The organism is Escherichia sp. WS1450 (assembly GCF_046487395.1).
Classification (GTDB): Bacteria; Pseudomonadota; Gammaproteobacteria; order Enterobacterales; family Enterobacteriaceae; genus Escherichia; species Escherichia coli.
The window spans coordinates 354,902-381,336 of the sequence record NZ_JBJQJO010000002.1; the positions used below are offsets into that span (position 1 = coordinate 354,902).

At 51.5% G+C, this 26,435-nt stretch carries 28 protein-coding genes; 14 read left to right on the forward strand and 14 right to left on the reverse strand.

Translation table 11 applies throughout. From position 1 onward, the window contains the following. Positions 1–12 precede the first annotated feature (12 nt). From ACJHYR_RS03955 to ACJHYR_RS03970, 4 genes are read left to right on the forward strand one after another with little or no spacing between them, the layout of a single operon-like run. A complete protein-coding gene (locus ACJHYR_RS03955) occupies positions 13–591 on the forward strand; it encodes an ECF transporter S component (RefSeq protein ID WP_000113903.1) in 579 nt (192 codons plus the stop codon). Continuing rightward, positions 592–1,299: an energy-coupling factor transporter transmembrane component T gene (locus ACJHYR_RS03960; protein ID WP_000553244.1), complete on the forward strand. Its 708-nt coding sequence runs from the start codon at positions 592–594 to the stop codon at positions 1,297–1,299. Then, complete coding sequence (locus tag ACJHYR_RS03965) at positions 1,287–1,964, forward strand: ABC transporter ATP-binding protein (RefSeq protein WP_001305830.1); 678 nt, start codon at positions 1,287–1,289, stop codon at positions 1,962–1,964. Before ACJHYR_RS03960 ends, ACJHYR_RS03965 begins: the two co-directional genes overlap by 13 nt. Continuing rightward, positions 1,958–2,635, forward strand: a complete 678-nt coding sequence (locus ACJHYR_RS03970) for an ABC transporter ATP-binding protein (protein WP_000956877.1) — start codon at positions 1,958–1,960, stop codon at positions 2,633–2,635. The genes ACJHYR_RS03965 and ACJHYR_RS03970 overlap by 7 nt, the downstream gene beginning before the upstream one ends. Here ACJHYR_RS03970 and ACJHYR_RS03975 read toward each other — a convergent pair. Genes ACJHYR_RS03975 through cmtB form a run of 6 tightly spaced genes read right to left on the reverse strand, consistent with a single transcriptional unit; the run spans position 2,607 to position 7,961 of the window. Beyond that, on the reverse strand, positions 2,607–3,320 hold the full coding sequence (locus ACJHYR_RS03975; RefSeq protein ID WP_000687717.1) for a nucleoside/nucleotide kinase family protein: 714 nt from the start codon (positions 3,318–3,320) through the stop codon (positions 2,607–2,609). The genes ACJHYR_RS03970 and ACJHYR_RS03975 overlap by 29 nt on opposite strands. Continuing rightward, positions 3,317–3,826, reverse strand: coding sequence for a fumarase E (gene fumE, locus ACJHYR_RS03980; protein WP_000224162.1), 510 nt, complete (start codon positions 3,824–3,826; stop codon positions 3,317–3,319). The genes ACJHYR_RS03975 and fumE overlap by 4 nt, the downstream gene beginning before the upstream one ends. Positions 3,827–3,847: 21 nt before the next feature. After that, positions 3,848–4,813, reverse strand: coding sequence for a class II fructose-bisphosphatase (gene glpX, locus ACJHYR_RS03985; protein WP_000987297.1), 966 nt, complete (start codon positions 4,811–4,813; stop codon positions 3,848–3,850). Beyond that, a complete protein-coding gene (locus ACJHYR_RS03990; RefSeq protein WP_000853233.1) occupies positions 4,810–6,087 on the reverse strand; it encodes a zinc-binding dehydrogenase in 1,278 nt (425 codons plus the stop codon). The genes glpX and ACJHYR_RS03990 overlap by 4 nt, the downstream gene beginning before the upstream one ends. Before the next feature lie 14 nt (positions 6,088–6,101). Then, positions 6,102–7,490: a PTS mannitol transporter subunit IICB gene (gene cmtA, locus ACJHYR_RS03995; RefSeq protein WP_072837406.1), complete on the reverse strand. Its 1,389-nt coding sequence runs from the start codon at positions 7,488–7,490 to the stop codon at positions 6,102–6,104. 27 nt (positions 7,491–7,517) lie between these two features. Further along, entirely contained in the window at positions 7,518–7,961 is a 444-nt protein-coding gene (cmtB, locus tag ACJHYR_RS04000) for a PTS mannitol transporter subunit IIA (protein WP_001237038.1), read from the reverse strand. A gap of 376 nt (positions 7,962–8,337) precedes the next feature. On the opposite strand from cmtB, the gene ACJHYR_RS04005 reads away from it, so the two are divergent. Next, complete coding sequence (locus ACJHYR_RS04005; RefSeq protein WP_000646927.1) at positions 8,338–9,246, forward strand: prohibitin family protein; 909 nt, start codon at positions 8,338–8,340, stop codon at positions 9,244–9,246. Positions 9,247–9,639: 393 nt separating this feature from the next. Here the strand turns inward: ACJHYR_RS04005 and tkt are convergent, their stop codons facing one another. Continuing rightward, positions 9,640–11,631: a transketolase gene (gene tkt, locus ACJHYR_RS04010; protein ID WP_000098614.1), complete on the reverse strand. Its 1,992-nt coding sequence runs from the start codon at positions 11,629–11,631 to the stop codon at positions 9,640–9,642. Positions 11,632–11,908: 277 nt separating this feature from the next. Between tkt and loiP the strand changes: the two genes are divergently transcribed. Beyond that, the gene (loiP, locus tag ACJHYR_RS04015; RefSeq protein ID WP_072837405.1) at positions 11,909–12,667 is read left to right on the forward strand and encodes a metalloprotease LoiP; all 759 of its coding nucleotides are present in this window, start codon (positions 11,909–11,911) and stop codon (positions 12,665–12,667) included. Positions 12,668–12,752: 85 nt separating this feature from the next. Here the strand turns inward: loiP and ACJHYR_RS04020 are convergent, their stop codons facing one another. From ACJHYR_RS04020 to yqgD, 7 genes are all read right to left on the reverse strand, one after another. Next, the gene (locus ACJHYR_RS04020) at positions 12,753–14,315 is read right to left on the reverse strand and encodes a DUF1266 domain-containing protein (protein ID WP_000442530.1); all 1,563 of its coding nucleotides are present in this window, start codon (positions 14,313–14,315) and stop codon (positions 12,753–12,755) included. Positions 14,316–14,464: 149 nt separating this feature from the next. Next, positions 14,465–15,385: an agmatinase gene (speB, locus tag ACJHYR_RS04025; RefSeq protein ID WP_000105566.1), complete on the reverse strand. Its 921-nt coding sequence runs from the start codon at positions 15,383–15,385 to the stop codon at positions 14,465–14,467. A 135-nt stretch (positions 15,386–15,520) separates the two neighbouring features. After that, positions 15,521–16,252: a hypothetical protein gene (locus ACJHYR_RS04030; RefSeq protein ID WP_000715527.1), complete on the reverse strand. Its 732-nt coding sequence runs from the start codon at positions 16,250–16,252 to the stop codon at positions 15,521–15,523. A 145-nt stretch (positions 16,253–16,397) separates the two neighbouring features. Then, positions 16,398–18,374 carry a biosynthetic arginine decarboxylase gene (speA, locus tag ACJHYR_RS04035; RefSeq protein ID WP_001295380.1) on the reverse strand — a complete coding sequence of 659 codons (1,977 nt, stop codon included), beginning with the start codon at positions 18,372–18,374 and terminating at the stop codon, positions 16,398–16,400. 8 nt (positions 18,375–18,382) lie between these two features. Then, the gene (gene yqgB, locus ACJHYR_RS04040; RefSeq protein ID WP_001297406.1) at positions 18,383–18,514 is read right to left on the reverse strand and encodes an acid stress response protein YqgB; all 132 of its coding nucleotides are present in this window, start codon (positions 18,512–18,514) and stop codon (positions 18,383–18,385) included. 93 nt (positions 18,515–18,607) lie between these two features. Then, on the reverse strand, positions 18,608–18,751 hold the full coding sequence (gene yqgG / locus ACJHYR_RS04045; protein WP_001297404.1) for a protein YqgG: 144 nt from the start codon (positions 18,749–18,751) through the stop codon (positions 18,608–18,610). Positions 18,752–18,861: 110 nt separating this feature from the next. After that, positions 18,862–19,113: a protein YqgD gene (gene yqgD / locus ACJHYR_RS04050; RefSeq protein WP_001303651.1), complete on the reverse strand. Its 252-nt coding sequence runs from the start codon at positions 19,111–19,113 to the stop codon at positions 18,862–18,864. Positions 19,114–19,168: 55 nt separating this feature from the next. On the opposite strand from yqgD, the gene metK reads away from it, so the two are divergent. The 8 genes from metK to ruvX all read left to right on the forward strand — a co-directional run bounded on the left by metK (position 19,169) and on the right by ruvX (position 26,392). Then, entirely contained in the window at positions 19,169–20,323 is a 1,155-nt protein-coding gene (gene metK / locus ACJHYR_RS04055; RefSeq protein WP_001062128.1) for a methionine adenosyltransferase, read from the forward strand. A 436-nt stretch (positions 20,324–20,759) separates the two neighbouring features. Next, positions 20,760–22,154 (forward strand): galactose/proton symporter, encoded by a 1,395-nt coding sequence (gene galP / locus ACJHYR_RS04060; protein ID WP_001112301.1) that lies wholly within the window; start codon positions 20,760–20,762, stop codon positions 22,152–22,154. A gap of 76 nt (positions 22,155–22,230) precedes the next feature. Continuing rightward, a complete protein-coding gene (locus tag ACJHYR_RS04065; RefSeq protein WP_000858396.1) occupies positions 22,231–22,728 on the forward strand; it encodes a SprT family zinc-dependent metalloprotease in 498 nt (165 codons plus the stop codon). A 94-nt stretch (positions 22,729–22,822) separates the two neighbouring features. Next, positions 22,823–23,530, forward strand: coding sequence for a deoxyribonuclease I (gene endA / locus ACJHYR_RS04070; protein WP_000286500.1), 708 nt, complete (start codon positions 22,823–22,825; stop codon positions 23,528–23,530). Positions 23,531–23,609: 79 nt separating this feature from the next. Then, complete coding sequence (gene rsmE, locus ACJHYR_RS04075; RefSeq protein WP_001222509.1) at positions 23,610–24,341, forward strand: 16S rRNA (uracil(1498)-N(3))-methyltransferase; 732 nt, start codon at positions 23,610–23,612, stop codon at positions 24,339–24,341. A 12-nt stretch (positions 24,342–24,353) separates the two neighbouring features. After that, complete coding sequence (gene gshB, locus ACJHYR_RS04080) at positions 24,354–25,304, forward strand: glutathione synthase (protein WP_000593273.1); 951 nt, start codon at positions 24,354–24,356, stop codon at positions 25,302–25,304. 108 nt (positions 25,305–25,412) lie between these two features. Continuing rightward, entirely contained in the window at positions 25,413–25,976 is a 564-nt protein-coding gene (locus ACJHYR_RS04085; protein WP_001053178.1) for a YqgE/AlgH family protein, read from the forward strand. After that, positions 25,976–26,392, forward strand: coding sequence for a Holliday junction resolvase RuvX (gene ruvX, locus ACJHYR_RS04090; RefSeq protein ID WP_000017111.1), 417 nt, complete (start codon positions 25,976–25,978; stop codon positions 26,390–26,392). Before ACJHYR_RS04085 ends, ruvX begins: the two co-directional genes overlap by 1 nt. Positions 26,393–26,435: the final 43 nt, after the last annotated feature.

Genomic DNA, 26,435 nt, shown 5'->3' on the forward strand with positions numbered 1-26,435 from the left:
AGAGGTTTTCTTATGGCGCGTCGCCACTTTTCCAGTCAGGCGTTGGTGTTGATCGTTATCTCTATCGCCATCAATATGATCGGCGGGCAACTGGCCAGCATGGTCAAATTACCTATATTTCTCGACTCCATCGGCACACTTATTAGCGCGGTACTGCTTGGTCCGGTGATCGGGATGCTGACCGGCTTACTGACCAATTTACTCTGGGGTTTGCTGACCGACCCGATCGCCGCCGCATTTGCGCCCGTCGCGATGGTCATCGGTCTGGTCGCCGGTTGGCTGGCGCGAGCGGGTTGGTTTCGCACCCTGCCAAAAGTCGTTGTCAGCGGCGTGATTATTACGCTAGCAGTAACGGTCGTCGCTGTACCGCTGCGTACTGCGCTGTTCGGCGGCGTCACCGGTAGCGGAGCCGATTTGTTCGTTGCCTGGATGCACTCTATGGGGCAAAACCTGGTGGAGTCGGTGGCGATTACGGTGATAGGCGCAAACCTGGTCGATAAAATTCTTACAGCGGTGATTGTCTGGCTTTTACTGCGCCAGCTGCCGATTCGCACCACGCGCCATTTTCCGGCAATGGCTGCCGTGCGCTAAATGCATCCGTTTACATCCTTAACGCTGTGGGCGCTGGCGGCCTGCACCACGCTTATCCTGCCCACACAGACAATACTGCCAGTCTATAGCGCGGCAACCTTTTTCTGCCTTATTGCGCTAAAGGCCACGCGGCGGCGGGCAAAATATGTTGTCTGGCTGATGTTCTCGCTGGGGGCTGGACTGTGGCTGGTACACGGTGGCTGGCTGACAGAATGGCTAAGCGGCACGCCACGCTCGCCAGAACGGTGGACGCATGCTATTACGCTCTGGTTGCGGATTCTGGCGATTGTTTCAACCTCGCAGTTGTGGATGCAATTCGTCCCAGTGCAACGTTTTATCCGCGCTTTGTTTGCTTCTCGCCTGCCGCCGGGCGTCGCTTATCTGTTCGCCGGGCCTTTGTTGGTCGTTGAGCAGTTAAAACGGCAATTAGCGATTATTCATGAAGCGCAGCGCGCCCGCGGCGTGCCGCTGGATGAGGGCTGGTATCAGCGTTTACGTGCTATGCCCGCGCTAATTATTCCGCTAACACACAATGCGCTAAACGATCTGGCTATCCGTGGTGCGGCGCTGGACATGCGGGCATTTCGGATCCACAACCGGCGCACTACGTTATGGGCACCAGCCGATAGCCCCCTACAACGCGTAGCGCGTTACACCATGATCTTGCTGATGCTGACAGAATTCGGAGCGTGGATATGGTTACGTTAGAACAGTTTAGCTATTGCCCGACACACTCAACGCATCCTCCGTTCTGTTATGACTTTCACTATGTCAAATCGGGGATGGTCGCCATCTTTGGTGACAACGGCAGTGGCAAAAGTACGCTGGCACAGCTGATGGCGGGCTGGTATCCGGACTTTCTGCCAGGAGAGATAACCGGCACGGGGACGCTTCTCGGTACGCCCATTGGGCATCTCCCGCTTAATGAACAATCCGCCACCATCCAGCTCGTTCAGCAATCGCCCTATTTGCAGCTCTCCGGCTGTACCTTTAGCGTGGAAGAAGAAGTTGCCTTTGGGCCAGAAAATCTGTGTCTTGCTGAAGAAGAGATTATGGCGCGGATTGATGCCGCCCTGACTCTGACCGAGTGCCAGCCGTTGCGGCATCGTCACCCGGCAACACTCTCCGGTGGAGAGACACAGCGCGTGGTCATCGCCTGCGCCATCGCGATGCAGCCAAAACTATTAATTCTTGATGAAGCCTTTAGTCGCCTGACGCCGCAGGCCAGCGAAATGCTGTTGCAGCGCTTACAACACTGGGCGTTTGAACGTGGTTCGCTGATTATTCTTTTTGAACGTCATCGCACACCTTTCCTGAACTACTGCCAGCAAGCGTGGCAACTGCAAAACGGAGCGCTCCAGCCACTATGCTAACGTTAAATCAGATATCTTATCGCTGGCCTGGCGCGGCAACGGATTGTCTTTGCGACATTTCTCTGCAACTCAAACAAGGCGAATGGCTGGCGCTGACCGGCGACAATGGCGCGGGAAAATCGACGCTGTTACGAGTAATGGCAGGTCTTCTTCCGCCCACAGCCGGTACGGTTATGCTGCAACAACAGGCGATGAAAAACCTGAAAAACCGCCAACGTGCAGCAAAGATTGGCGTACTGTTTCAGGAAGCGGAAAACCAGCTTTTTCACAGCACCGTCGCCGACGAGATCGCATTTGGTTTGAAACTGCAAAAATGCCCGGCGGATGAAATCACTCAACGTACCCATGCTGCCCTGCAATGCTGTCAGTTAGCAGACACTGCCAGCGCGCATCCGTTAGATCTGCATAGTGCGCAGCGACGGATGGTCGCCGTCGCCTGCCTGGAAGCACTCTCTCCGCCGCTATTGCTGCTGGACGAGCCGAGTCGGGATTTTGACGAAAATTGGATGAGCGTGTTTGAAAGCTGGCTGGAAAAGTGCCGTCAGCGAGGCACGAGCGTCATAGCAATCAGTCATGACGCCGCATTTACCCGGCGTCATTTCTCTCGGGTGGTGCGACTGGAAGATGGTGTAATCAGGAACGTTAATCCACCAGATGATATTCACCCGTAGCGGTCATCATTAAGGTCAAATTTGCAGGCAGACTCTCTTCCAGCACCCGGCGAACATTCGGCCCATCGGTACGGTCATAAAAGGCATCTGCGTCTGCCAGCGATAACCCTCCCGCCAGCTTGCGCCCCACCAGTCGTTCCCGCAACGCAGTAGCTGGCGCGTTGATAAAGATCGAGAAATCACAAAATTGCGCAAGCTGGCACCACTTCTCGTCGTCCAGCAACAACCAGTTTCCTTCGACGATGACGAGTGGTGCGGTAACGTGCAACGCATCTTCAACAGGATCATGCTTTTGTCGATCGTACTGTGGCCACGTACAATCCCCTTCCACGACCTGGCGCAGGTTTTCCGCCAGTTTCGCTACATTGAATGTCTCTGGTGCGCCTTTGAAGGGGCGCAATTGATGCGCATCCAGCCAGCTATTGTAATGGTGAAAACCATCCATCGGCAGCGTCTGTATAGCGGGTAGTTCCGGGTCTTGTTGCGCGAGATATTCCCAGAAGGTGGTTAGGGTAGATTTACCCGTCCCCGGCGGAGCGCAAAGAAAAACCACCGTACGCCGCTGCGGATTTACCGTCTGTAAGGCCGCCAACATGCGCAGCAACGGTTTATGTACATTTTCTATCTCATCAACATGGTACTGTGCTTGTACCTTCAGACCATTCACCGTTAATTCAATTTTCACGGCGTTAATTCCTTTAAGGTGGTCGTTACTGCCAGCGTCAGCGCCGTTTTGACCATCCCGCTAAAACGCGCCTCTGACCAGACGGCGAAATCGGCGAACTTCATCGCTTTCAACGCGTCATAGAGCGTCGCATTGCGGGTTATGCTATTGACGTTGCTGATAAAATCCCAGGTCATATCATCGGCAAATCCGGGCATTTCATTCTGTTCGTTCAGGTAATGCCAGAACTGGGAAAAGTGCGTGATATCGGCGTACAGCCATTTATCCATTTTCCCCAGCGCATAAATCAAACGCAGTGCAACATCAATATCGTCAAGCGGGCCGCTTTGGGCGAGTAACGGCTTCACTGCATATTCGACGATCTCTTCATCGTTATCGACAAACAGCGACGGTAGAAACTGGCGTATCCCCTGGAGCAAAATAGAATGCGCCGTTTTCATAAATGAAAATAAATTGTCCTGTGCCTCCAGTTGCTCAAGCACATCATCTTCTGTCAGCGTCGCCATTGGTCTTCCGATAGATCACCATCAATGCAGGGAGTCTATTATATTACACGTTTGGTCCGCGCCGCCGATCAGTAATGTCTGCGTCCGCACCCCATTCGCCGTCTGTTGGATACCGTTCACCAACTCGCCGCCCGTCACGCCCGTAGCGCTAAAGAGGATATCGTTCCCCCTCACCAGTTCATCGAGCGAGTACACACGGTTAACGTCAACGCCCATTTCCTTGCAACGCTTGCGCTCCTGCTCTGCAATCTGCCGATTTTCCGTGTAATCCCCTTTAGCCTGACAAAAGTCAATCAGCTCGGCCTGCATATCCCCGCCTAATGCTTTAACGGCACAGGCAGAAATCACGCCCTCCGGCGCACCGCCGATGGTGTACATCACATCGTAAGGATTATCCTGCCAGCAGGTCAGCACGCTGGCGGCGACATCGCCATCCGGCAGGGCAAAAACCTTCACGCCCAGCTGTGTTGCTTCCTCAATTGCGGTACTCAGGCGCGGTTTATCCAGCGTAACCATGCGCAGTTTGTCCAGCGGTTTGCCTAACGCTTTCGCCACGTTTCGCAAGTTGTCCGCCAGAGGCAAAGACAGATCAATCGCCCCGGCAGCCTGTCGATTAACAACCAGCTTTTTCATATACATATCGGGCGCATGTAACAGGCTATCCCGAGGTGCGAAAGCCATGACCGCCAGCGCATTGCTCTGCCCCATCGCCACCATCCGCGTACCTTCAATGGGATCAACCGCGATATCGACTTCTGGCCCATCGCCTTTGCCCACCTCTTCGCCAATCCACAGCATCGGCGCATGGTCAATCTCTCCCTCGCCGATAACCACTCGCCCACGAAAAGCGACGTCGTTTAATGCCTGGCGCATCGCGGTGACCGCCAGGCCATCAATTTTATTTTTGTCGCCACATCCGGTTTGCGGCCAGGCAGCCAACGCTGCCTGTTCCGTAACGCGAAATAATGGCCACGCCAGGGACATCATTGCGCGGCCTCCCCAATATCAACGCCAAATTGCGCCAGCAGATATTTCTCGGCCTGTTCATTCCAGATACCGTGCGTTTCCTCAACCAGCCGCGCCAGTTCTTTAAACAGCGGATCGGTTTTGCCTTTTTCGGCAAAATCGGCAATGGCAGTCAGCGGCATGGTCACGCCGTTATAAATGAGTTTTTTACCTCCGGGGATATCCGGCAGATTGAGCACGGTTTCTGGCACTGCATCCAGGCCACCGATATGGGTCACCATAAACGACGGCTGTAACTGCCCCGTGGCGCTAAGCGCAATCGCCTCTTTCATGTCGTCCGTTGAACCGCCGGACGTACCGACGACATGCGTGCTGTTGTAATGGACGTTGTAGAAATTAAACGGCACTTTGAAGTTTTTATCCGTCGGCCCGGCAAAGAAGTTCAGGCAGCCATCTTCCGCCAGTAATTCATCAGCCATCTCGACGACTGAAGGCACCGCTGCATAGACAAATACGTCATCAAATCCGGCATCATCCGTCAGCGCCCGCAGCGTCTGGACCGGATCGCTCATCCCTTTGGTATTCACATACACCAGCTCAATGCCTTTACTGGCCGCCAGTTCCACCGGCAGCAGCTTTTGTACCTGCGCCAGGCGTTTGTCGTCGATATCGACCACCACCACCCGCGACGGTTGTATGCCGCCGTTAATAGCATAATCGATAGCGCCAATGCCCATCGGACCTGCACACGCCAGCAGCGCAATATTGCCGCCAGGTTTAACGCCCATGCGATGCTCATAAACATATTGCGTGGTGTGATAATTGGCATGATAAGCGCCAATAATGCAGCACATAGGCTCTGCCAGCGACGCCGCAGCAAAATAAGAGCCGTGGTACGGTAATACGCAGCCCAGGTTAATGGCGATCTCGGGAATAATCATATAGGTGGCGTTACCGCCAAAATATTCGTAGCTGTAGCCCGCTGAATATCCGCTTGGTAACCCCATCGCCGGTTGCAATACAAAACGCTGGCCTTTTTTATATTTGCCGGTGAGATTTTTACCCACTTCAACAATAACCCCGGCACATTCATGCCCGGTAATGACCGGATGATTTTCTAAATCGTCGGGTACGCGTTTATGTTCACTACCGAGTAACGCCGCTTTCCAGGTCGATAAACAGACGCTGTCAGAAATTACACTCACTAACAGTTCATTATCGGTAATTTCTGGCAGTTCAAATTCGCGCAGACGGACATCCCGCTTGCCATAAATAGCAGCAACTTTGGTTTTCATTTTTACCTCGGCAATCAGTTTTTATGTTCGGCGGTTAATTGATTAAATAAAGTGTCGAGTTTTGGATCGCCAATATAGTTATTAATCAGTATCAGCGGTTTATCCGTCACACGTTTCACGCGCCCTTCCAGACTGGCATGAGTAACAACGATATCCGCATCCGCAGGCACGTTTTCTATCGCGTAATGTTTTACTTCAATTGCCAGCCCCGCTTTTTCCAGACGTTTACGGAAGGTGGTTGCGCCCATCGCGCTGGAGCCCATCCCCGCATCGCAAACAAAGGCGATACGCTTAACCCTGCTTAACGAGAATGCACCCTCTTGTTTCATCGCCTTAACCACATTGGCTGACTGAGCAAACTCATCTTCGCTCTCCGTTTCCACCGTTTTTTCCATCTTCAGTATCAGCGAAGTGATAGCAAAGGACACCAGGGTACCTACCGTAACACCGGCAATTGTCGCCAGGAACGAGCCTTTCGGCGTCAGTGCCAGGTAAGCAAAAATAGAGCCAGGGCTTGGGCCAGCCACCAAACCGCCATCAAGTAAGTTAAACATCCAGGTGCCAGACATACCGCCCGCAATCATGGCAATAATGGTCAGTGGCTTCATCAGCACATATGGGAAATACAGTTCGTGGATCCCACCGAGGAAGTGAATAATCATCGCGCCAGGCGCAGAACGCTTACTCATCCCTTTACCAAACAAGGTAAACGCCAGCAGCAGCCCCAGGCCAGGACCTGGATTAGAGGCCACCATAAAGAAGATGGATTTGCCGTTAACTGATGCCTGTTGCATTCCCAGCGGATAATAGACGCCCTGATCGATCGCATTATTAAGGAAAAGCACTTTCGCCGGTTCATTGATGACTGACAGCAAAGGCAGATAACCCGCATGTACCAGCGCCTCAATACACTCTTTGACGAAAGTATTGGCAATTAACACCGCCGGGCCGATCACTTCAAAACCCAGCAGACAAAGGAGCATCCCCGCGATACCTAATGAGAAGTTATTGATAACCATCTCAAAACCGGCAGGTATGCGTTTTTCCAGTGCCTTATCAACATATTTTATGACCAGACCACCGAGCGGCCCCATAATCATTGAGCCAAGGAACATCGGGATCTCTGCGCCGACGATCACACCAATAGTACCAATTCCGCCCATGACCGCGCCGCGTTTACCGCCGACCAGATGACCACCGGTAGAACCAATCATCACGGGCAATAAATAGGTAATCATCGGGCCGACAATTTTGGCGAAATGTTCGTTAGGCAGCCAACCGGTGGGAATAAATAACGCAGTAATAAAACCCCAGGCAATAAAAGCACCAATATTGGGGATGACCATTGCCGTCAAAAAGCCCCCAAAAGCCTGGACCTTTGCACGAGCAGACTTGTTTTCCATAATATTATCCTGTAGAGGAGAGAGTAATTATCCGCGGCTGATAATGTCCGCTAATTGTTTTTCTGATGATGCTGTTAAGAGTTGTTCGAGTATTTCTTCTTCGCACAGTAATTCACTTAACGCCTGAATAGCGCCAATGTGCGAATCGGCATCGGCAGCAGAGAGTCCGATGAGTAATTTAATTGGTTCGTCATTCCCCGGAAAATAAACGCCTTGTTTAAGTAACGTTAAAGACATCCCGGTTTTAAGCGCCCCACATTCTGGTCGCGCATGAGGCATTGCCACGCCTGGTGCGAGAATATAGTAAGGGCCATTACTCATGGTGGAATCTTTAATAGCCTGAATGTAATTCTCGCTGATATAGTTTTTATCCAGCAATGATGCCATCGAGAAATCGATAGCTTCCTGCCAGTCTTTTGCTGAATGTATAACTGAAATTGATGATTCTGGAAAATAATTAATAAGCCGCATAAATTATCCTTATTTTATTTTTAGGGTACCGTTCGGCGGTAAAAATAAAATACTCGTGCGGTTTAATGAAAGCAATTGGGCACGCGAGAAGAAAAAACCCATGAGCCAAAATAATAAAACTTTAAATAACAACAACATGAAATCAATAATTACAAAGTCAACTTTGTATTTGTTATGTTTATCACAAAATCAACACTTTGTTTGTTGTTGTATTTGTGATGCATATCGCCATTTATTTATTGAATGTTCGAAAACATACTTTTTTAATGCAATGTTTTTTCGCTATACCCCTTTATAGATTCTGAATTCTCACCTGTCGGCTATTTTATCCTCACCTCATGTGACATATTCCCCACTTTACTCAAGGAAGATTCATATGAAAGCACCTGTTTCAATAACCTCATTTCGCCCACAAAAATCTATTGCTATCGTCATTGGCGTGCTTGCCGTGGTTGTGCTGCCATTTCTCTCGTATTACACCGTTAATGAAGGTGAACGCGGCATTTTGCTGCGCTACGGAAAAATCGTAAAAGTTGCCGAGCCGGGTCTGGGTTTTAAGATCCCTTTTATGGAAAGCGTGGAGAAAATTTCCACGCGTAATCAGGCTGTGGTTTATCAGGGATTACAGGCCTACAGCCGCGACCAGCAACCGGCACAAATGACAGTATCAGTCAGCTTCCACATTAAACCTTCAGAAGCAGGCGCGGTTTATACCACCTACAACACCATTGAAGCATTAAAAGATCGTCTGATTGTCCGTCAGTTGCCAACTCAACTGGAGAACGTTTTCGGCCAATATACCGCCATCAGTGCGGTACAGGATCGTACAAAATTGGTTCAGGATCTGCAAAATGCTATGCGTAAAGCCGTTGTTGGTCCGGTGGTGATTGATGGTGTCCAGATTGAAAATATTGATTTTTCTGACGCTTATGAAAAATCGATTGAAGATCGAATGAAAGCAGAAGTCGCCATTGCCACACGTAAGCAAAATCTGGAAACAGAGAAAATCCAGGCGCAAATAGCGGTAACTCAGGCCCAGGCAGAAGCAGACAGTAAACTGGCGGCAGCCAAAGCAGAAGCTGAGACCATTCGCGTAAGAGGCGCGGCAGAGGCTGAAACTATTCGTTTAAAAAGTGCGGCTGAAGCAGAAGCAATCCGCCTGCGCGGTGAAGCTCTGCGGGATAATCCCGGACTTGTAGCCCTTACCACTGCAGAGCGTTGGGACGGTAAACTGCCCGATACCATGATCCCCGGCAGTACAGTTCCGTTTATCTCTACTAAGTAAAAAAAGGGCCGCTTTCGCGGCCCTTGAAACTGATGGCAAAGGCAAAACTGCCTGATGCGCTACGCTTATCAGGCCTACATACTTCCTGCAATATATTGAATTTTCACGATCTTGTAGGTCGGATAAGGCGTTCACGCCGCATCCGACATGAACAACGCGCACTTTGCCAATAATCTGAAGGGCCGCTTTCGCGGCCCTTGAGACTGATGGCAAAGGCAAAACTGCCTGATGCGCTACGCTTATCAGGCCTACATGCTTCCTGCAATATATTGAATTTGCACGATCTTGTAGGTCGGATAAGGCGTTCACGCCGCATCCGACATGAACAACGCGCACTTTGCCAATAATCTGAAGGGCCGCTTTCGCGGCCCTTCTCACAAAGCATCTTACCGATTACAGCAGTTCTTTTGCTTTCGCAACAACGTTGTCAACGGTGAAGCCGAACTCTTCAAACAGCAGCTCTGCCGGAGCAGATTCACCAAAGGTGGTCATGCCGACGATAGCACCGTTCAGGCCAACATACTTGTACCAGTAGTCAGCAATGCCAGCTTCCACCGCAACGCGTGCAGTAACCGCTTTCGGCAGTACAGACTCACGGTAAGCCGCATCCTGCTTGTCGAATGCGTCAGTAGACGGCATGGAAACCACGCGCGCTTTCACGCCTTCGGCAGTCAGTTTTTCGTAGGCAGCAACCGCCAGTTCAACTTCAGAACCGGTAGCGATGAAAATCAGTTCCGGCTGACCGGCACAGTCTTTCAGCACATAACCACCGCGCGCGATGTTTGCCAGCTGCTCTTCAGTACGTTCCTGCTGCGCCAGGTTCTGACGGGAGAGGATAAGCGCAGTTGGGCCGTCCTGACGCTCAACGCCGTATTTCCACGCGACCGCGGATTCAACCTGGTCACATGGACGCCATGTGGACATGTTCGGGGTCACGCGCAGAGAAGCCACCTGCTCTACCGGCTGGTGAGTCGGGCCATCTTCGCCCAGACCGATGGAGTCGTGGGTGTAAACCATCACCTGACGCTGTTTCATCAGCGCAGCCATACGTACGGCGTTACGTGCGTATTCCACGAACATCAGGAAGGTGGAGGTGTACGGCAGGAAACCACCGTGCAGGGAGATACCGTTAGCAATCGCGGTCATACCGAACTCGCGAACACCGTAGTGGATGTAGTTACCCGCAGCATCTTCGTTGATTGCTTTAGAACCAGACCACAGGGTCAGGTTAGACGGTGCCAGGTCAGCAGAGCCGCCGAGGAATTCCGGCAACAGCGGACCGAACGCTTCAATCGCATTCTGAGACGCTTTACGGCTGGCGATTTTCGCCGGATTAGCCTGCAGTTTAGCGATGAATTCTTTCGCTTTGGCGTCGAAGTCAGACGGCATTTCGCCTTTCATACGGCGGGTAAATTCAGCGGCTTCCTGCGGATAAGCTTTGGCGTAAGCAGCGAATTTCTCGTTCCATGCGGATTCTTTCGCCTGGCCTGCTTCTTTCGCATCCCACTGAGCATAGATTTCAGACGGGATTTCGAACGGCGCGTATTTCCAGCCCAGCTGTTCGCGGGTCAGGGCGATTTCAGCGTCGCCCAGCGGCGCACCGTGGGAGTCGTGCGTACCGGCTTTGTTCGGGGAACCGAAACCGATGATGGTTTTGCACATCAGCAGGGACGGTTTGTCAGTCACTGCGCGCGCTTCTTCTACTGCGCGTTTGATGGATGCCGCGTCATGACCGTCGATGTCGCGAATAACGTGCCAGCCGTAGGCTTCGAAACGCATTGCGGTGTCGTCGGTGAACCAGCCTTCAACGTGACCATCGATAGAAATACCGTTGTCATCGTAGAACGCAATCAGTTTACCCAGCTTCAGCGTACCCGCCAGAGAGCAAACTTCGTGAGAGATGCCTTCCATCATGCAGCCGTCGCCCATGAAGGCGTAGGTGTAGTGGTCGACGATGTCGTGGCCCGGACGGTTAAACTGCGCCGCCAGCGTTTTTTCTGCAATCGCCATACCGACTGCGTTGGCAATACCCTGACCCAGCGGGCCAGTGGTGGTTTCCACACCAGCGGTGTAACCTACTTCCGGGTGGCCCGGAGTTTTAGAGTGCAGCTGACGGAAGTTTTTCAGTTCTTCCATCGGCAGATCGTAACCGGTGAGGTGCAGCAGGCTGTAGATCAGCATGGAGCCGTGGCCGTTGGACAGCACGAAGCGGTCACGGTCAGCCCAGGACGGATTCTGCGGGTTGTGCTTCAGGAAATCACGCCACAGGACTTCGGCAATGTCAGCCATACCCATAGGGGCACCCGGGTGACCGGATTTGGCTTTCTGTACTGCGTCCATGCTCAGCGCACGAATAGCATTGGCAAGCTCTTTACGTGAGGACATTTTGACTCCAGATCGGATGATGAAGGGCACGCCCTTAACGACTTGACGACAGCGCGTTTTGGGCTACGCCGGAAAATTTGCCAACAATTTACCGCAAGCCGCGCGTCATGTACATGGAACATCCTTTTGCCGCTTCAGAAATCTCTGGATCATGCTCGCATGTTGCGCAATCTGCTCGCCCGTCCGCTGCGCTTTTCCTTATACTGAGACTGAGCGTCGATTCACCTGCAAACGGCGCATTTTTAGAATAATCCTGACCTTGTGCGGAAGAGAAAACATGAAAATTCGCGCCTTATTGGTAGCAATGAGCGTGGCAACGGTACTGACCGGTTGCCAGAATATGGACTCCAACGGACTGCTCTCATCAGGAGCGGAAGCTTTTCAGGCTTACAGTTTGAGTGATGCGCAGGTGAAAACCCTGAGCGATCAGGCATGTCAGGAGATGGACAGCAAGGCGACGATTGCGCCAGCCAATAGCGAATACGCTAAACGTCTGACAACTATTGCCAATGCGCTAGGCAACAATATCAACGGCCAGCCGGTGAATTACAAAGTGTATATGGCGAAGAATGTGAACGCCTTTGCAATGGCTAACGGCTGTATCCGCGTCTATAGCGGGCTGATGGATATGATGACAGATAACGAAGTCGAAGCGGTGATCGGTCACGAAATGGGGCACGTGGCGTTAGGCCATGTGAAAAAAGGGATGCAAGTGGCGCTTGGTACAAATGCCGTGCGAGTAGCTGCGGCCTCTGCGGGCGGGATTGTCGGCAGTTTATCGCAATCACAGCTTGGTGATCTGGGCGAGAAATTAGTCAATTCGCAATTCACCCAGCGCCAGGAAGCAGAAGCCGATGATTATTCTTACGATCTTCTGCGCCAACACGGCATCAGCCCGGCAGGTCTTGCCACCAGCTTTGAAAAACTGGCGAAACTGGAAGAAGGCCGCCAAAGCTCAATGTTTGACGACCATCCAGCATCCGCCGAACGCGCCCAGCATATTCGCGATCGTATGAGCGCGGATGGAATTAAGTGATTTCATATTTCTCCGACAGGAATGTCGGAGAAATTTTCATTCAGGGCCGGCCACAGTCGTTAAATAAACTCAATCATTTGGGGCATCAATTCGCTTCGTAGATTGCTTTATCCGGTGTATCCGATCGCACCTCTACGACATCGGCAGTGCTTACGCCACAAGCCCAGGCAAATGCAGCCTCTGTCCCTTCAGGTAATGGGGTATCCCAGGGTAAAGTACGCCACGGACTCCCCTGCTCTTTTAATAAAGATGTAATGGCTTTCTTAAAAAGAATATGGGTAATCAGGTGCCGTTTATCCGTTGCTTTCCAGTACCAACGGGCCAGCAAAAAATGCCCGGCCAATTCGCGCCAGCTTCTGTAATGTTGCTGTACGCGTCTGGCTGCCAGCATCGAAAAATCGACCATTTCACGCTGGGTAATGTATCCCACTTGCGCCCCGCTATTACATAGCATGACAAAACGCACCATATCCCAGGCACAAAAATCTATATCGCATATTTTACGTCGATTTTTTCTGACCATCTGTAGCTGCCACAAACGCTCTTTCGCTTCGCTACTTGATTTCGCGTTCTGAGCTAATTGCTGAGCGAACGCGCGATATTCAGCATCCGGCATTTCGCTATCGTTTTTGATCTGTTCTTCATAAACTGAACGATGCCCTGCTACAAACAAAGCTAAGAGTTGCTCAAGTAACGAATCCCGATCAAAGACGCCCCACATGTCAGCAAGTGACTCAACTTCACTTTTGCAATCATTCTCTGCTTCCACGGAATCATCATTAACGACTCGTCGCGCCCAGTGATTGTTACCCGCAATGGCATAAGGCGCGCCGACTGCCATTGCCCAACGTTCGGCAGCAGGAATTTTTTGAATTGAGGGATCTTTACAGGATGCTTTGAAAAGGCGATGTCCGGCGAACACCAGGCCATAACCAATCCACAAAACAGCCACCAAGGCGAGAATAAGTATTATCGCTCCCAGATAAAGGGCATATTTGCCTATTGTCAGTAAGACATCCAGCCAGGAAGAGTCTGGCTCCGTAACTGTTTGCTCCACCGATGTCAAAGGGGACTTACTGACCCGCTCAGGCTCGGTCCTCGTCAACAGAGGGAAATCCCTACGTTGCTTGAATGAGCGTTTTTTAAGCAAATCTATTTTTTTCTGCACCTCATCAGTAACCCGACCGTTTTTTTCAAACTCGTGTAACGATGCAAAATCAATCGCCGCAATCTTCCATTTACCATCCCCTTCACGGATTAATTCCATTGGAATATCAATATCAGATTGGTGACCAAAAAAAGCACCAATCTGCGCCTTGTCGCCTTCGACGAAGGTCGCTAAAGGATCGCTATAACTGGGGAAACGTCGTTTACACGTTTTGGGTGACTCTTGCCAGTATTTCAGTACAGGCTCCATTAAAGCAGGCGTAAATACTTGCTGCATTTCCGCAAGGCGATCGTGCGAATCTGTGCTGATAACAAACTCAGGGCCACATAATGCGCGATAACTCTTTTTGACGACAGAGGAAATGGCCTCTTTGTCTTGTTGCAGCTGTGCGGCAATTTTCTGTTTTTCTGCTCTATCGCAGCCAGTTGATAAAAGAAATAACAAACAAAGGAGGGGCTTCCAGGGAAGAGTGCGTTCCATCTATTTATTCCATTAAAAACGCGATAATAACAATCCATTAAAAAACAGCAGTCAGGGTAAAGATGACTTAATTAACAGGATAGGTTTTAAATGATAAGTCCCTTGTGCCAGACAAGGGACTGTGCAAAAAATTCAATCAGGCAGGTTACTTACTCGCCCTTTTTCGCCGCCTGGATATACAGCATCTCCAGCGCCAGCGTCGCCGCAGCCAGAGCGGTGATTTCCGACTGATCGTATGCCGGAGCCACTTCCACTACATCCATCCCAACGATGTTGAGATCTTTCAGGCCGCGTACCAGTTTAATGGCGCGATCAGAGGTCAGGCCGCCAATTACCGGCGTACCGGTTCCCGGCGCGAAAGCAGGATCCAGGCAGTCGATATCAAAGGTCAGATAAACCGGCATATCACCCACAATCTGTTTCACCTGGGCGATAACGTCATCCACGCTGCGATCGTTCACCTGGCAGGCGTCCAGCACGGTAAAGCCGTTGTCTTTATCGAACTCAGTACGAATACCAATCTGCACGGAATGATTCGGGTCGATCAGACCTTCTTTCGGCGCGGTATAGAACATGGTGCCGTGGTCAAATTCACAACCGTTCGCATAGGTATCGGTGTGGGCGTCAAAGTGTACCAGCGCCATTTTGCCGAAATGCTTCGCATGAGCACGCAGCAGCGGCAGCGTAACAAAGTGGTCACCACCGAAGGAGAGCATACGCTTACCTGCAGCCAGCAGCTTCTCGGCGTGCGCCTGCAGCTTCTCGCTCATCTCACGGGCATCGCCGAAGGCATATACCAGATCGCCGCAGTCCACGACGTTCAGGCGCTCACGCATGTCGAAATTCCACGGGAAGCGATTGTGTTCCCAGGCCAGATTCGTCGAAACCTGACGGATAGCAGCCGGACCGTGGCGTCCACCCGCACGACCAGAAGTGGCCATATCGAACGGCACGCCAGTAATCACCCAGTCAGCATCGCTGTCATACGGCTGGAAGTTCATCGGCAGGCGTAAAAAACCAAAGGCGTTGGAAACCAGTGAGTTATCGTATTGATGACCTAAGGTGCTCATGGATGGACTCCTATTACAAAGTCGATATAAAAAAACCCTTCCGCGTCGTTAGGCCCGACGAGGAAGGGTTGGATTTGCGAAACACAAGTTTGTGCTAATTATCGCCTTAAATGGACGAGGCATCAAGCGAGGTTGCTATTTCCGACACGGTGGCGGCGCATAGCCATTGTTATCTGCCGGAAAGGCTTGTCCAGAGCACGGCGGCAGCGCGTTTTGCGTCGGACCTTGTAATTCAAAGGCGGCAAAGCCGATTACCCCGGTATTACGCACATCGCCTTGCGCCGAATTGGCTGCGTAGGAATCAGCAACGTTGGCGAACTGAAAAGCCGCTTCGGTATGTTTATCTTTGCGGAATCCTTTAATCGCTAATGAATCTCCGGCATTCACAATATAGCCGTTGTTATTCAGCGAACCTTGCTTGCCGTTCAGCACATCCAGGCCATCAACCGTAGCAACGATCTCGTAGTTGGTGTTACGACTGTAATTACGGACATATAATTGATAATTCATTCCGACTCTGGCATGGACAATATAGCGTGGTTCATTATTGGATGAATCATAAAAACGCGTAATAGGTAGAGAATTAAAATTACCATCGCGAATAGCATATTCCAGTTCGTTAATACGAATGCTATAAACGCGGTCATAGCCGGAAGGAACATTAGTCGAATAACTAATAACGATCATCTCTGCCGGATCGCGCCAGGCTCGCTCAGCAGATACGCCCTGAACCGATGAGTGTACATCCCCACCCCAGGCGGTGCCGACATTGCCTGATGCACTGCTATTATACTGCGCATTACTGGAACAACCGGCCAGCAGCACGACTAATGCCACCAACGCGCTACGTACTTTCCCTTTTTTCATAACCGTTCCCTCTGCATTTAATTAATGCAGCGATTGTAGGGAGATTATTTAATAAGAAAAGCAGCTAGATTATTTTTAAGAATATATAAAAAGAAAGCGGGCCGATTTACGTAAATAAACCGACCCGCCAGCGGAATAATCTTAATTATTCATCTTCAAGATAGGTATAACCGTACAAACCTGCCTCGAACTCTTCCAGGAACTGTTGTTGCAGTTCAGCATCAAGATCGGTTTTCTTCACTTGATCACGGAACTGGGTTAACAACGTTTTCGGATCGAGCTGTACATATTGCAGCATATCCGCCACGGTATCGCCTTCGTCAGACAGTTCTACTTCTACGCTGCCGTCAGGGAAGACGAACACGTCAACCGCTTCGGTATCACCGAACAGGTTGTGCATGTTGCCGAGGATCTCCTGATATGCGCCGACCATGAAGAAACCGAGCATCGGCGGATTCTCTGGATCGTACTCCGGCATTGGCATTGTCGTGGCAATACCATCACCATCAATATAGTGATCAATAGCACCGTCAGAGTCACAGGTAATATCCAGCAGCACAGCGCGGCGTTCCGGCACTTGATCCAACCCTTCCAGCGGCAGAACCGGGAACAACTGGTCGATCCCCCACGCATCCGGCATCGACTGGAACAGTGAGAAGTTGACGTACATTTTGTCTGCCATACGTTCCTGCAGCTCGTCGATAATCGGACGATGAGCACGGTTTTGCGGATCCAGTTGCTTCTGCACTTCATGGCACATGCTCAGGTAGAGTTGTTCTGCCCATGCTCGTTCTTGCAGGCTAAAAGTGCCGGAAGAGTAGCCGATATGAATATCGTGCAGATCCATCTGGCTATCGTGTAACCATTCACGCAGAGAACGGCGAGTTCCCGGTTCGTGCATCTCCTGCCAGGTTTCCCACATGCTTTGCAGGGCGCGCGGTGCGTCTTCTGCAGGCGCGGTCGGCACCGTGTATTCGTTACGTTCCACGCCGATGATATTCGACACCAGCACGGTGTGATGCGCAGTCACCGCACGACCTGACTCGGTGATTACCGTCGGATGTGGCAGACCATTTTCTTCACACGCATCACCAATCGCCCAGATGATGTTGTTGGCGTATTCATTGAGGCCGTAGTTCACCGAACAGTCGGACTGCGAACGGGTGCCTTCATAGTCCACGCCCAGACCGCCGCCGACGTCGAAGCACTGAATATTGACGCCCAGCTTGTGCAGCTCAACATAGAAACGCGCGGATTCACGAACGCCTGTCGCGATATCGCGAATATTCGCCATCTGCGAACCGAGGTGGAAGTGCAGCAGTTGCAGGCTGTCGAGACGCCCGGCTTCACGCAGCGTTTCAACCAGTTGCAGTACCTGAGTCGCAGCCAGGCCGAACTTCGATTTTTCCCCGCCGGAGGACTGCCATTTACCCGAGCCCTGCGAAGCCAGACGTGCACGCACGCCCAGACGAGGAACGACATTCAGACGTTCTGCTTCATCCAGCACAATGGCAATTTCTGACATCTTCTCAATGACCAGATAGACCTTGTGGCCCATCTTCTCGCCAATTAATGCCAGGCGGATATATTCGCGGTCCTTATAACCGTTGCAGACGATGACGCTACGGGTCATGCCAGCATGTGCCAGCACCGCCATCAACTCCGCTTTGGAACCGGCTTCCAGGCCCAGCGGTTCGCCCGAATGAATCAGGGACTCAATCACGCGGCGGTGCTGGTTAACTTTGATCGGATAAACGAGGAAGTAATCGCCGTTATAGCCGTAGGATTCCCGCGCACGTTTGAACGCGGCGTTAATAGAACGCAAACGATGCTGCAGGATCTGTGGGAAACAGAACAGTGCAGGCAGACGCTGGCCCTGTGCTTCACGAGTTTTCACTAACTGCGCGAGATCGACGCGAGCTTCCGGGACGTCCGGGTCCGGGCACACGCTAATGTGGCCCAGCTCGTTAACGTCATAGTAGTTATTGCCCCACCAGGCAATATTGTAAGTACGCAGCATCTTGCTGGCTTCCTGGGAGCTCATTGCAACCTCCTGCATGGAGCGTAGTACACCGTGTTCGCCCGCTGACGAAGGCAAACCCATAGACATGTCGTCAGACATAGCGAACCTCAAATTATTTTATTAAGTGTAAAACAGTTAACGACTATCGCAGCCTGGAACTGCGATAACAACCCATAAGCACATGGATTTTCCAGCAGTGAATGCTGACGCTCCAACTGCGCAACCGGTTTCTTTTTCATAACATTATTAAGCACATAACCGAACGTAAGTGTGACAGTTCGGCGAAACCACGAGAAAACTCTTGTTTTTACAAGAGCGCCCTTGTTCAGTCCTCAGTAACTGTAACCAGCTCTTGAATCCTGAGAAGCGCCGAGATGGGTATAACATCGGCAGGTATGCAAAGCAGAGATGCAGAGTGCGGGGAACGAATCTTCACCAGAACGGTGAGACAGGTTAAGCAGCAGACAACGGTTCATTATTTCGTATCACCTCCACGGCCGCCTGTTAAGACGAACCCACAAGCCAAAACTCTGATTTCAACCCGGCTGGAAGTGGCAACACGAAAGAAACGTCGTGTGCTTTTTATTTAAGCCGCGCGCCGCGTTTTATACCCCACAATGGCAGAAAATTGCAAAAGATAAATACGCAGAATGCCAGCATTGTCAGGAAAAATTTCCAGCCACGTTTTTAACAGAATGAGACACGATTCAAAAAAAAGTGGAAATCGGGTGAAGAATTGACCTAAAATAGCCATCCAGATGTTAATCCATCCATACCGATTAACACTCAGACTGCCAGTGTTTTTAACCTGCAGAGTCGTGGTAGGATCCGCTACCACAGAAAATCCACACAACAGTTTGAGCTAACCAAATTCTCTTTAGGTGATATTAAATATGGCAAAACACCTTTTTACGTCCGAGTCCGTCTCTGAAGGGCATCCTGACAAAATTGCTGACCAAATTTCTGATGCCGTTTTAGACGCGATCCTCGAACAGGATCCGAAAGCACGCGTTGCTTGCGAAACCTACGTAAAAACCGGCATGGTTTTAGTTGGCGGCGAAATCACCACCAGCGCCTGGGTAGACATCGAAGAGATCACCCGTAACACCGTTCGCGAAATTGGCTATGTGCATTCCGACATGGGCTTTGACGCTAACTCCTGTGCGGTTCTGAGCGCTATCGGCAAACAGTCTCCTGACATCAACCAGGGCGTTGACCGTGCCGATCCGCTGGAACAGGGCGCGGGTGACCAGGGTCTGATGTTTGGCTACGCAACCAATGAAACCGACGTGCTGATGCCAGCGCCTATCACCTATGCACACCGTCTGGTACAGCGTCAGGCTGAAGTGCGTAAAAACGGCACTCTGCCGTGGCTGCGCCCGGACGCGAAAAGCCAGGTGACTTTCCAGTATGACGACGGCAAAATCGTTGGTATCGATGCTGTCGTGCTTTCCACTCAGCACTCTGAAGAAATCGACCAGAAATCGCTGCAAGAAGCGGTAATGGAAGAGATCATCAAGCCGATTCTGCCGGCTGAATGGCTGACTTCTGCCACCAAATTCTTCATCAACCCGACCGGTCGTTTTGTTATCGGTGGCCCGATGGGTGACTGCGGTCTGACTGGTCGTAAAATTATCGTTGATACCTACGGCGGCATGGCGCGTCACGGTGGCGGTGCATTCTCTGGTAAAGATCCATCAAAAGTGGACCGTTCCGCAGCCTACGCAGCACGTTATGTCGCGAAAAACATCGTTGCTGCTGGCCTGGCCGATCGTTGTGAAATTCAGGTTTCCTACGCAATCGGCGTGGCTGAACCGACTTCCATCATGGTGGAAACTTTCGGTACCGAGAAAGTGCCTTCTGAACAGCTGACCCTGCTGGTACGTGAGTTCTTTGACCTGCGTCCATACGGTCTGATTCAGATGCTGGATCTGCTGCACCCGATCTACAAAGAAACCGCAGCATACGGTCACTTTGGTCGCGAACATTTCCCGTGGGAAAAAACCGACAAAGCGCAGCTGCTGCGCGATGCTGCCGGTCTGAAGTAATCTTTCTTCACCTGCTTTCAAAGGCCAGCCTCGCGCTGGCCTTTTTCTTTTACCTCACCGCGGTGGACAGGCATTCACGCCGCATCCGGCAAAAAAACCGCCCGCACAATAACATCATTCTTCCTCAACACGTTTTACCGCAAATTATCATCACTACTGAAACCGATTACACCAACCACGCCAGCCAAATATTTGTAATATTTTCATATTATTATTCAATTTTCACAGTTGTTACATTTCTTTTCAGTAAAGTCTTAATTGCAGGTAACGGCGTTTAATCTATGATGATATAACTCAATTATTTTCATGTACTTAAATCATAACTAAGATAAATGTTAGTGTAAGCGATTACACTGATGTGATTTGCTTCACATCTTTTTACGTCGTACTCACCTATCTTAATTCACAATAAAAAATAACCATATTGGAGGGCATCATGCCTGACGCTAAAAAACAGGGGCGGTCAAACAAGGCAATGACGTTTTTCGTCTGCTTCCTTGCCGCTCTGGCGGGATTACTCTTTGGCCTGGATATCGGTGTAATTGCTGGCGCACTGCCGTTTATTGCAGACGAATTCCAGATTACTTCGCACACGCAAGAATGGGTCGTAAGCTCCATGATGTTCGGTGCGGCAGTCGGTGCGGTGGGCAGCGGCTGGCTCTCCTTTAAACTCGGGCGCAAAAAGAGCCTGATGATCGGCGCAATCCTGTTTGTTGCCGGTTCACTGTTCTCTGCGGCTGCGCCAAACGTTGAAGTACTGATTCTTTCCCGCGTTCTGCTGGGGCTGGCGGTGGGTGTGGCCTCTTATACCGCACCACTGTACCTGTCAGAAATTGCGCCGGAAAAAATTCGCGGCAGTATGATCTCGATGTATCAGTTGATGATCACTATCGGGATCCTCGGTGCTTATCTTTCTGATACCGCCTTCAGCTACACCGGTGCATGGCGCTGGATGCTGGGTGTGATTATCATCCCGGCAATTTTGCTGCTGATTGGTGTCTTCTTCCTGCCAGACAGCCCTCGTTGGTTTGCCGCCAAACGCCGTTTTGTTGATGCCGAACGCGTGCTGCTACGCCTGCGTGACACCAGCGCGGAAGCGAAACGTGAACTGGATGAAATCCGTGAAAGTTTGCAGGTTAAACAGAGTGGCTGGGCGCTGTTTAAAGAGAACAGCAACTTCCGCCGCGCGGTGTTCCTTGGCGTACTGTTGCAGGTAATGCAGCAATTCACCGGGATGAACGTCATCATGTATTACGCGCCGAAAATCTTCGAACTGGCGGGTTATACCAACACTACCGAGCAAATGTGGGGGACAGTGATTGTCGGCCTGACCAACGTACTTGCCACCTTTATCGCAATCGGCCTTGTTGACCGCTGGGGACGTAAACCAACGCTAACGCTGGGCTTCCTGGTGATGGCTGCTGGCATGGGCGTACTCGGTACAATGATGCATATCGGTATCCACTCTCCGTCGGCGCAGTATTTCGCCATCGCCATGCTGCTGATGTTTATTGTTGGCTTTGCCATGAGTGCCGGTCCGCTGATTTGGGTACTGTGCTCCGAAATTCAGCCGCTGAAAGGCCGCGATTTTGGCATCACCTGCTCCACCGCCACCAACTGGATTGCCAACATGATCGTTGGCGCAACGTTCCTGACCATGCTCAACACGCTGGGTAACGCCAACACCTTCTGGGTGTATGCGGCTCTGAACGTACTGTTTATCCTGCTGACATTGTGGCTGGTACCGGAAACCAAACACGTTTCGCTGGAACATATTGAACGTAATCTGATGAAAGGTCGTAAACTGCGCGAAATCGGCGCTCACGATTAATCTCCTCAGGCTTCCTCCCGTCGCGGAGGAAGCCACCTCTTGCAGTCATCTTTTCTTCGCTCTATCCTCTGCCGCTATGAAAACATCCCGTCTCCCTATCGCCATCCAACAGGCCGTTATGCGTCGCCTGCGGGAAAAACTCGCCCAGGCCAACCTGAAGCTGGGGCGTAACTACCCGGAGCCAAAACTCTCTTACACCCAGCGCGGAACCTCCGCCGGAACAGCCTGGCTGGAAAGCTATGAAATCCGCCTCAATCCCGTTTTGCTGTTGGAAAACAGTGAAGCCTTTATTGAAGAAGTGGTGCCGCACGAACTGGCACATTTGCTGGTATGGAAACATTTCGGCCGCGTAGCACCACATGGCAAAGAGTGGAAGTGGATGATGGAAAGCGTGCTGGGCGTTCCCGCCCGCCGTACGCATCAGTTCGAACTGCAATCCGTGCGCCGCAACACCTTCCCCTACCGCTGCAAGTGCCAGGAGCATCAGCTTACCGTACGCCGTCATAATCGCGTAGTTCGTGGCGAAGCCGTCTATCGCTGTGTTCACTGCGGCGAACAACTGGTCGCAAAATAACCATCTGAACTATCAGGAACTTTCCTGATCTGGCTGATTGCATACCAAAACAACTTTCGCTACGTTGCTGGCTCGTTTTAACACGGAGTAAGTGATGTACCGTTATTTGTCTATTGCTGCGGTGGTACTGAGCGCAGCATTTTCCGGCCCGGCGTTGGCCGAAGGTATCAATAGTTTTTCTCAGGCGAAAGCCGCGGCGGTAAAAGTCCACGCTGATGCGCCCGGTACGTTTTATTGCGGATGTAAAATTAACTGGCAGGGCAAAAAAGGCGTTGTTGATCTGCAATCGTGCGGCTATCAGGTGCGCAAAAATGAAAACCGCGCCAGCCGCGTAGAGTGGGAACACGTCGTTCCCGCCTGGCAATTCGGTCACCAGCGCCAGTGCTGGCAGGACGGTGGACGTAAAAACTGCGCTAAAGATCCGGTCTATCGCAAGATGGAAAGCGATATGCATAACCTGCAACCGTCAGTCGGCGAGGTGAATGGCGATCGCGGCAACTTTATGTACAGCCAGTGGAATGGCGGCGAAGGCCAGTACGGTCAATGCGCCATGAAGGTCGATTTCAAAGAAAAAGCTGCCGAACCACCAGCGCGTGCACGCGGTGCCATTGCGCGCACCTACTTCTATATGCGTGACCAATACAACCTGACACTCTCTCGCCAGCAAACGCAGCTGTTCAACGCATGGAACAAGATGTATCCGGTTACCGACTGGGAGTGCGAGCGCGATGAACGCATCGCGAAGGTGCAGGGCAATCATAACCCGTATGTGCAACGCGCTTGCCAGGCGCGAAAGAGCTAACCTACACTAGCGGGATTCTTTTTGTTAACCCCTACCCCACGCGAACAACCGCGTGGGGAGACGACGCGGATTTTTAACTATGCGTATCCCCCGCATTTATCATCCTGAACCACTGACCAGCCATTCTCATATCGCGCTTTGCGAAGATGCTGCCAACCATATCGGGCGCGTACTGCGCATGGGGCCGGGGCAGGCGTTGCAATTGTTTGACGGCAGCAACCAGGTCTTTGACGCCGAAATTACCAGCGCCAGCAAAAAAAGCGTGGAAGTGAAGGTGTTGGAAGGACAGATCGACGATCGCGAATCTCCGCTGCATATTCACCTCGGTCAGGTGATGTCGCGTGGTGAAAAAATGGAATTTACTATCCAGAAATCGATCGAACTCGGTGTAAGCCTCATTACGCCACTTTTTTCTGAGCGCTGCGGCGTTAAACTGGATAGTGAACGTCTGAACAAGAAGCTCCAGCAGTGGCAGAAGATTGCAATTGCTGCCTGTGAGCAGTGTGGTCGTAACCGGGTGCCGGAAATCCGTCCAGCGATGGATCTGGAAGCCTGGTGTGCAGAGCAGGATGAAGGACTGAAACTGAATCTTCACCCGCGCGCCAGTAACAGCATCAATACGTTGCCGTTACCGGTTGAACGCGTCCGCCTGCTGATTGGCCCGGAAGGCGGTTTATCGGCAGATGAAATTGCCATGACTGCCCGCTATCAATTTACTGATATCCTGTTGGGACCTCGCGTTTTGCGTACAGAGACAACTGCGCTCACCGCCATTACCGCGCTACAAGTACGATTTGGCGATTTGGGCTAACGGAGAAGAATAATGATCAAGCTCGGCATCGTGATGGACCCCATCGCAAACATCAACATCAAGAAAGATTCCAGTTTCGCTATGTTGCTGGAAGCACAGCGTCGTGGTTACGAACTTCACTATATGGAGATGGGCGATCTGTATCTGATCAATGGCGAAGCCCGCGCCCATACCCGCACGCTGAACGTGAAGCAGAACTACGAAGAGTGGTTTTCGTTCGTCGGTGAACAGGATCTGCCGCTGGCCGATCTCGATGTGATCCTGATGCGTAAAGACCCGCCGTTTGATACCGAGTTTATCTACGCGACCTATATTCTGGAACGTGCCGAAGAGAAAGGGACGCTGATCGTTAACAAGCCGCAGAGCCTGCGCGACTGTAACGAGAAACTGTTTACTGCCTGGTTCTCTGACTTAACGCCAGAAACGCTGGTTACGCGCAATAAAGCGCAGCTAAAAGCGTTCTGGGAGAAACACAGCGACATCATTCTTAAGCCACTGGACGGTATGGGCGGCGCGTCGATTTTCCGCGTGAAAGAAGGCGATCCAAACCTCGGCGTGATTGCCGAAACCCTGACTGAGCATGGCACTCGCTACTGCATGGCGCAAAATTACCTGCCAGCCATTAAAGATGGCGACAAACGCGTGCTGGTGGTAGATGGCGAGCCGGTACCGTACTGCCTGGCGCGTATTCCGCAGGGGGGCGAAACCCGTGGCAATCTGGCTGCCGGTGGTCGCGGTGAACCTCGTCCGCTGACGGAAAGTGACTGGAAAATCGCCCGTCAGATCGGGCCGACGCTGAAAGAAAAAGGGCTGATTTTTGTTGGTCTGGATATCATCGGCGACCGTCTGACTGAAATTAACGTCACCAGCCCAACCTGTATTCGTGAGATTGAAGCAGAGTTTCCGGTGTCGATCACCGGAATGTTAATGGATGCCATCGAAGCACGTTTACAGCAGCAGTAACCCACCTTAGCGAGAAGGATCTCGTTGAGACTCTGAGTGACAGCGCCCTTCTTTCCACGCATACTGGGCGCTGTTGCTTTTTTGAACCAGGAAACAGAACCTCTGACAATGAATTTACAGCATCACTTTCTTATTGCCATGCCTGCTCTCCAGGATCCGATTTTCCGTCGTTCCGTGGTCTACATTTGCGAACATAATACCAATGGTGCAATGGGGATCATCGTCAACAAGCCGCTGGAAAATCTCAAAATTGAAGGGATTCTGGAAAAGCTGAAGATCACGCCGGAGCCGCGTGATGAATCAATCCGTCTGGATAAACCGGTTATGCTCGGCGGTCCGCTGGCTGAAGATCGCGGGTTTATTTTGCATACTCCGCCCTCTAATTTTGCTTCCAGCATTCGCATTTCAGACAACACGGTGATGACCACTTCCCGCGATGTGCTGGAAACGCTCGGCACCGATAAACAACCGTCTGACGTATTGGTGGCTCTGGGCTATGCCTCCTGGGAGAAAGGTCAACTGGAACAAGAAATTCTCGATAACGCGTGGCTAACCGCCCCGGCGGATCTGAATATTCTGTTCAAAACACCGATTGCCGACCGCTGGCGCGAGGCGGCAAAACTGATTGGTGTGGATATTCTCACCATGCCTGGTGTGGCAGGGCACGCCTGATGAGTGGAACCTTACTCGCCTTCGACTTCGGTACCAAAAGCATTGGTGTAGCGGTCGGCCAACGCATTACCGGCACCGCTCGCCCTTTGCCTGCAATTAAAGCGCAGGACGGTACGCCGGACTGGAACCTCATCGAACGTTTACTGAAAGAGTGGCAGCCTGACGAAATCATCGTCGGTTTGCCGCTGAATATGGACGGCACCGAACAGCCGTTAACCGCCAGAGCGCGCAAATTTGCCAACCGTATTCATGGTCGTTTCGGTGTTGAAGTAAAGCTCCATGACGAGCGTCTTAGCACTGTGGAAGCCCGTTCCGGTCTGTTTGAACAGGGCGGCTATCGGGCGCTCAACAAAGGCAAAGTTGACTCTGCCTCTGCGGTTATCATTCTCGAAAGTTATTTCGAGCAGGGATATTAAGGCGATTTACGTCATCGCTCCTTATTGCCGGATGCGGCGTGAA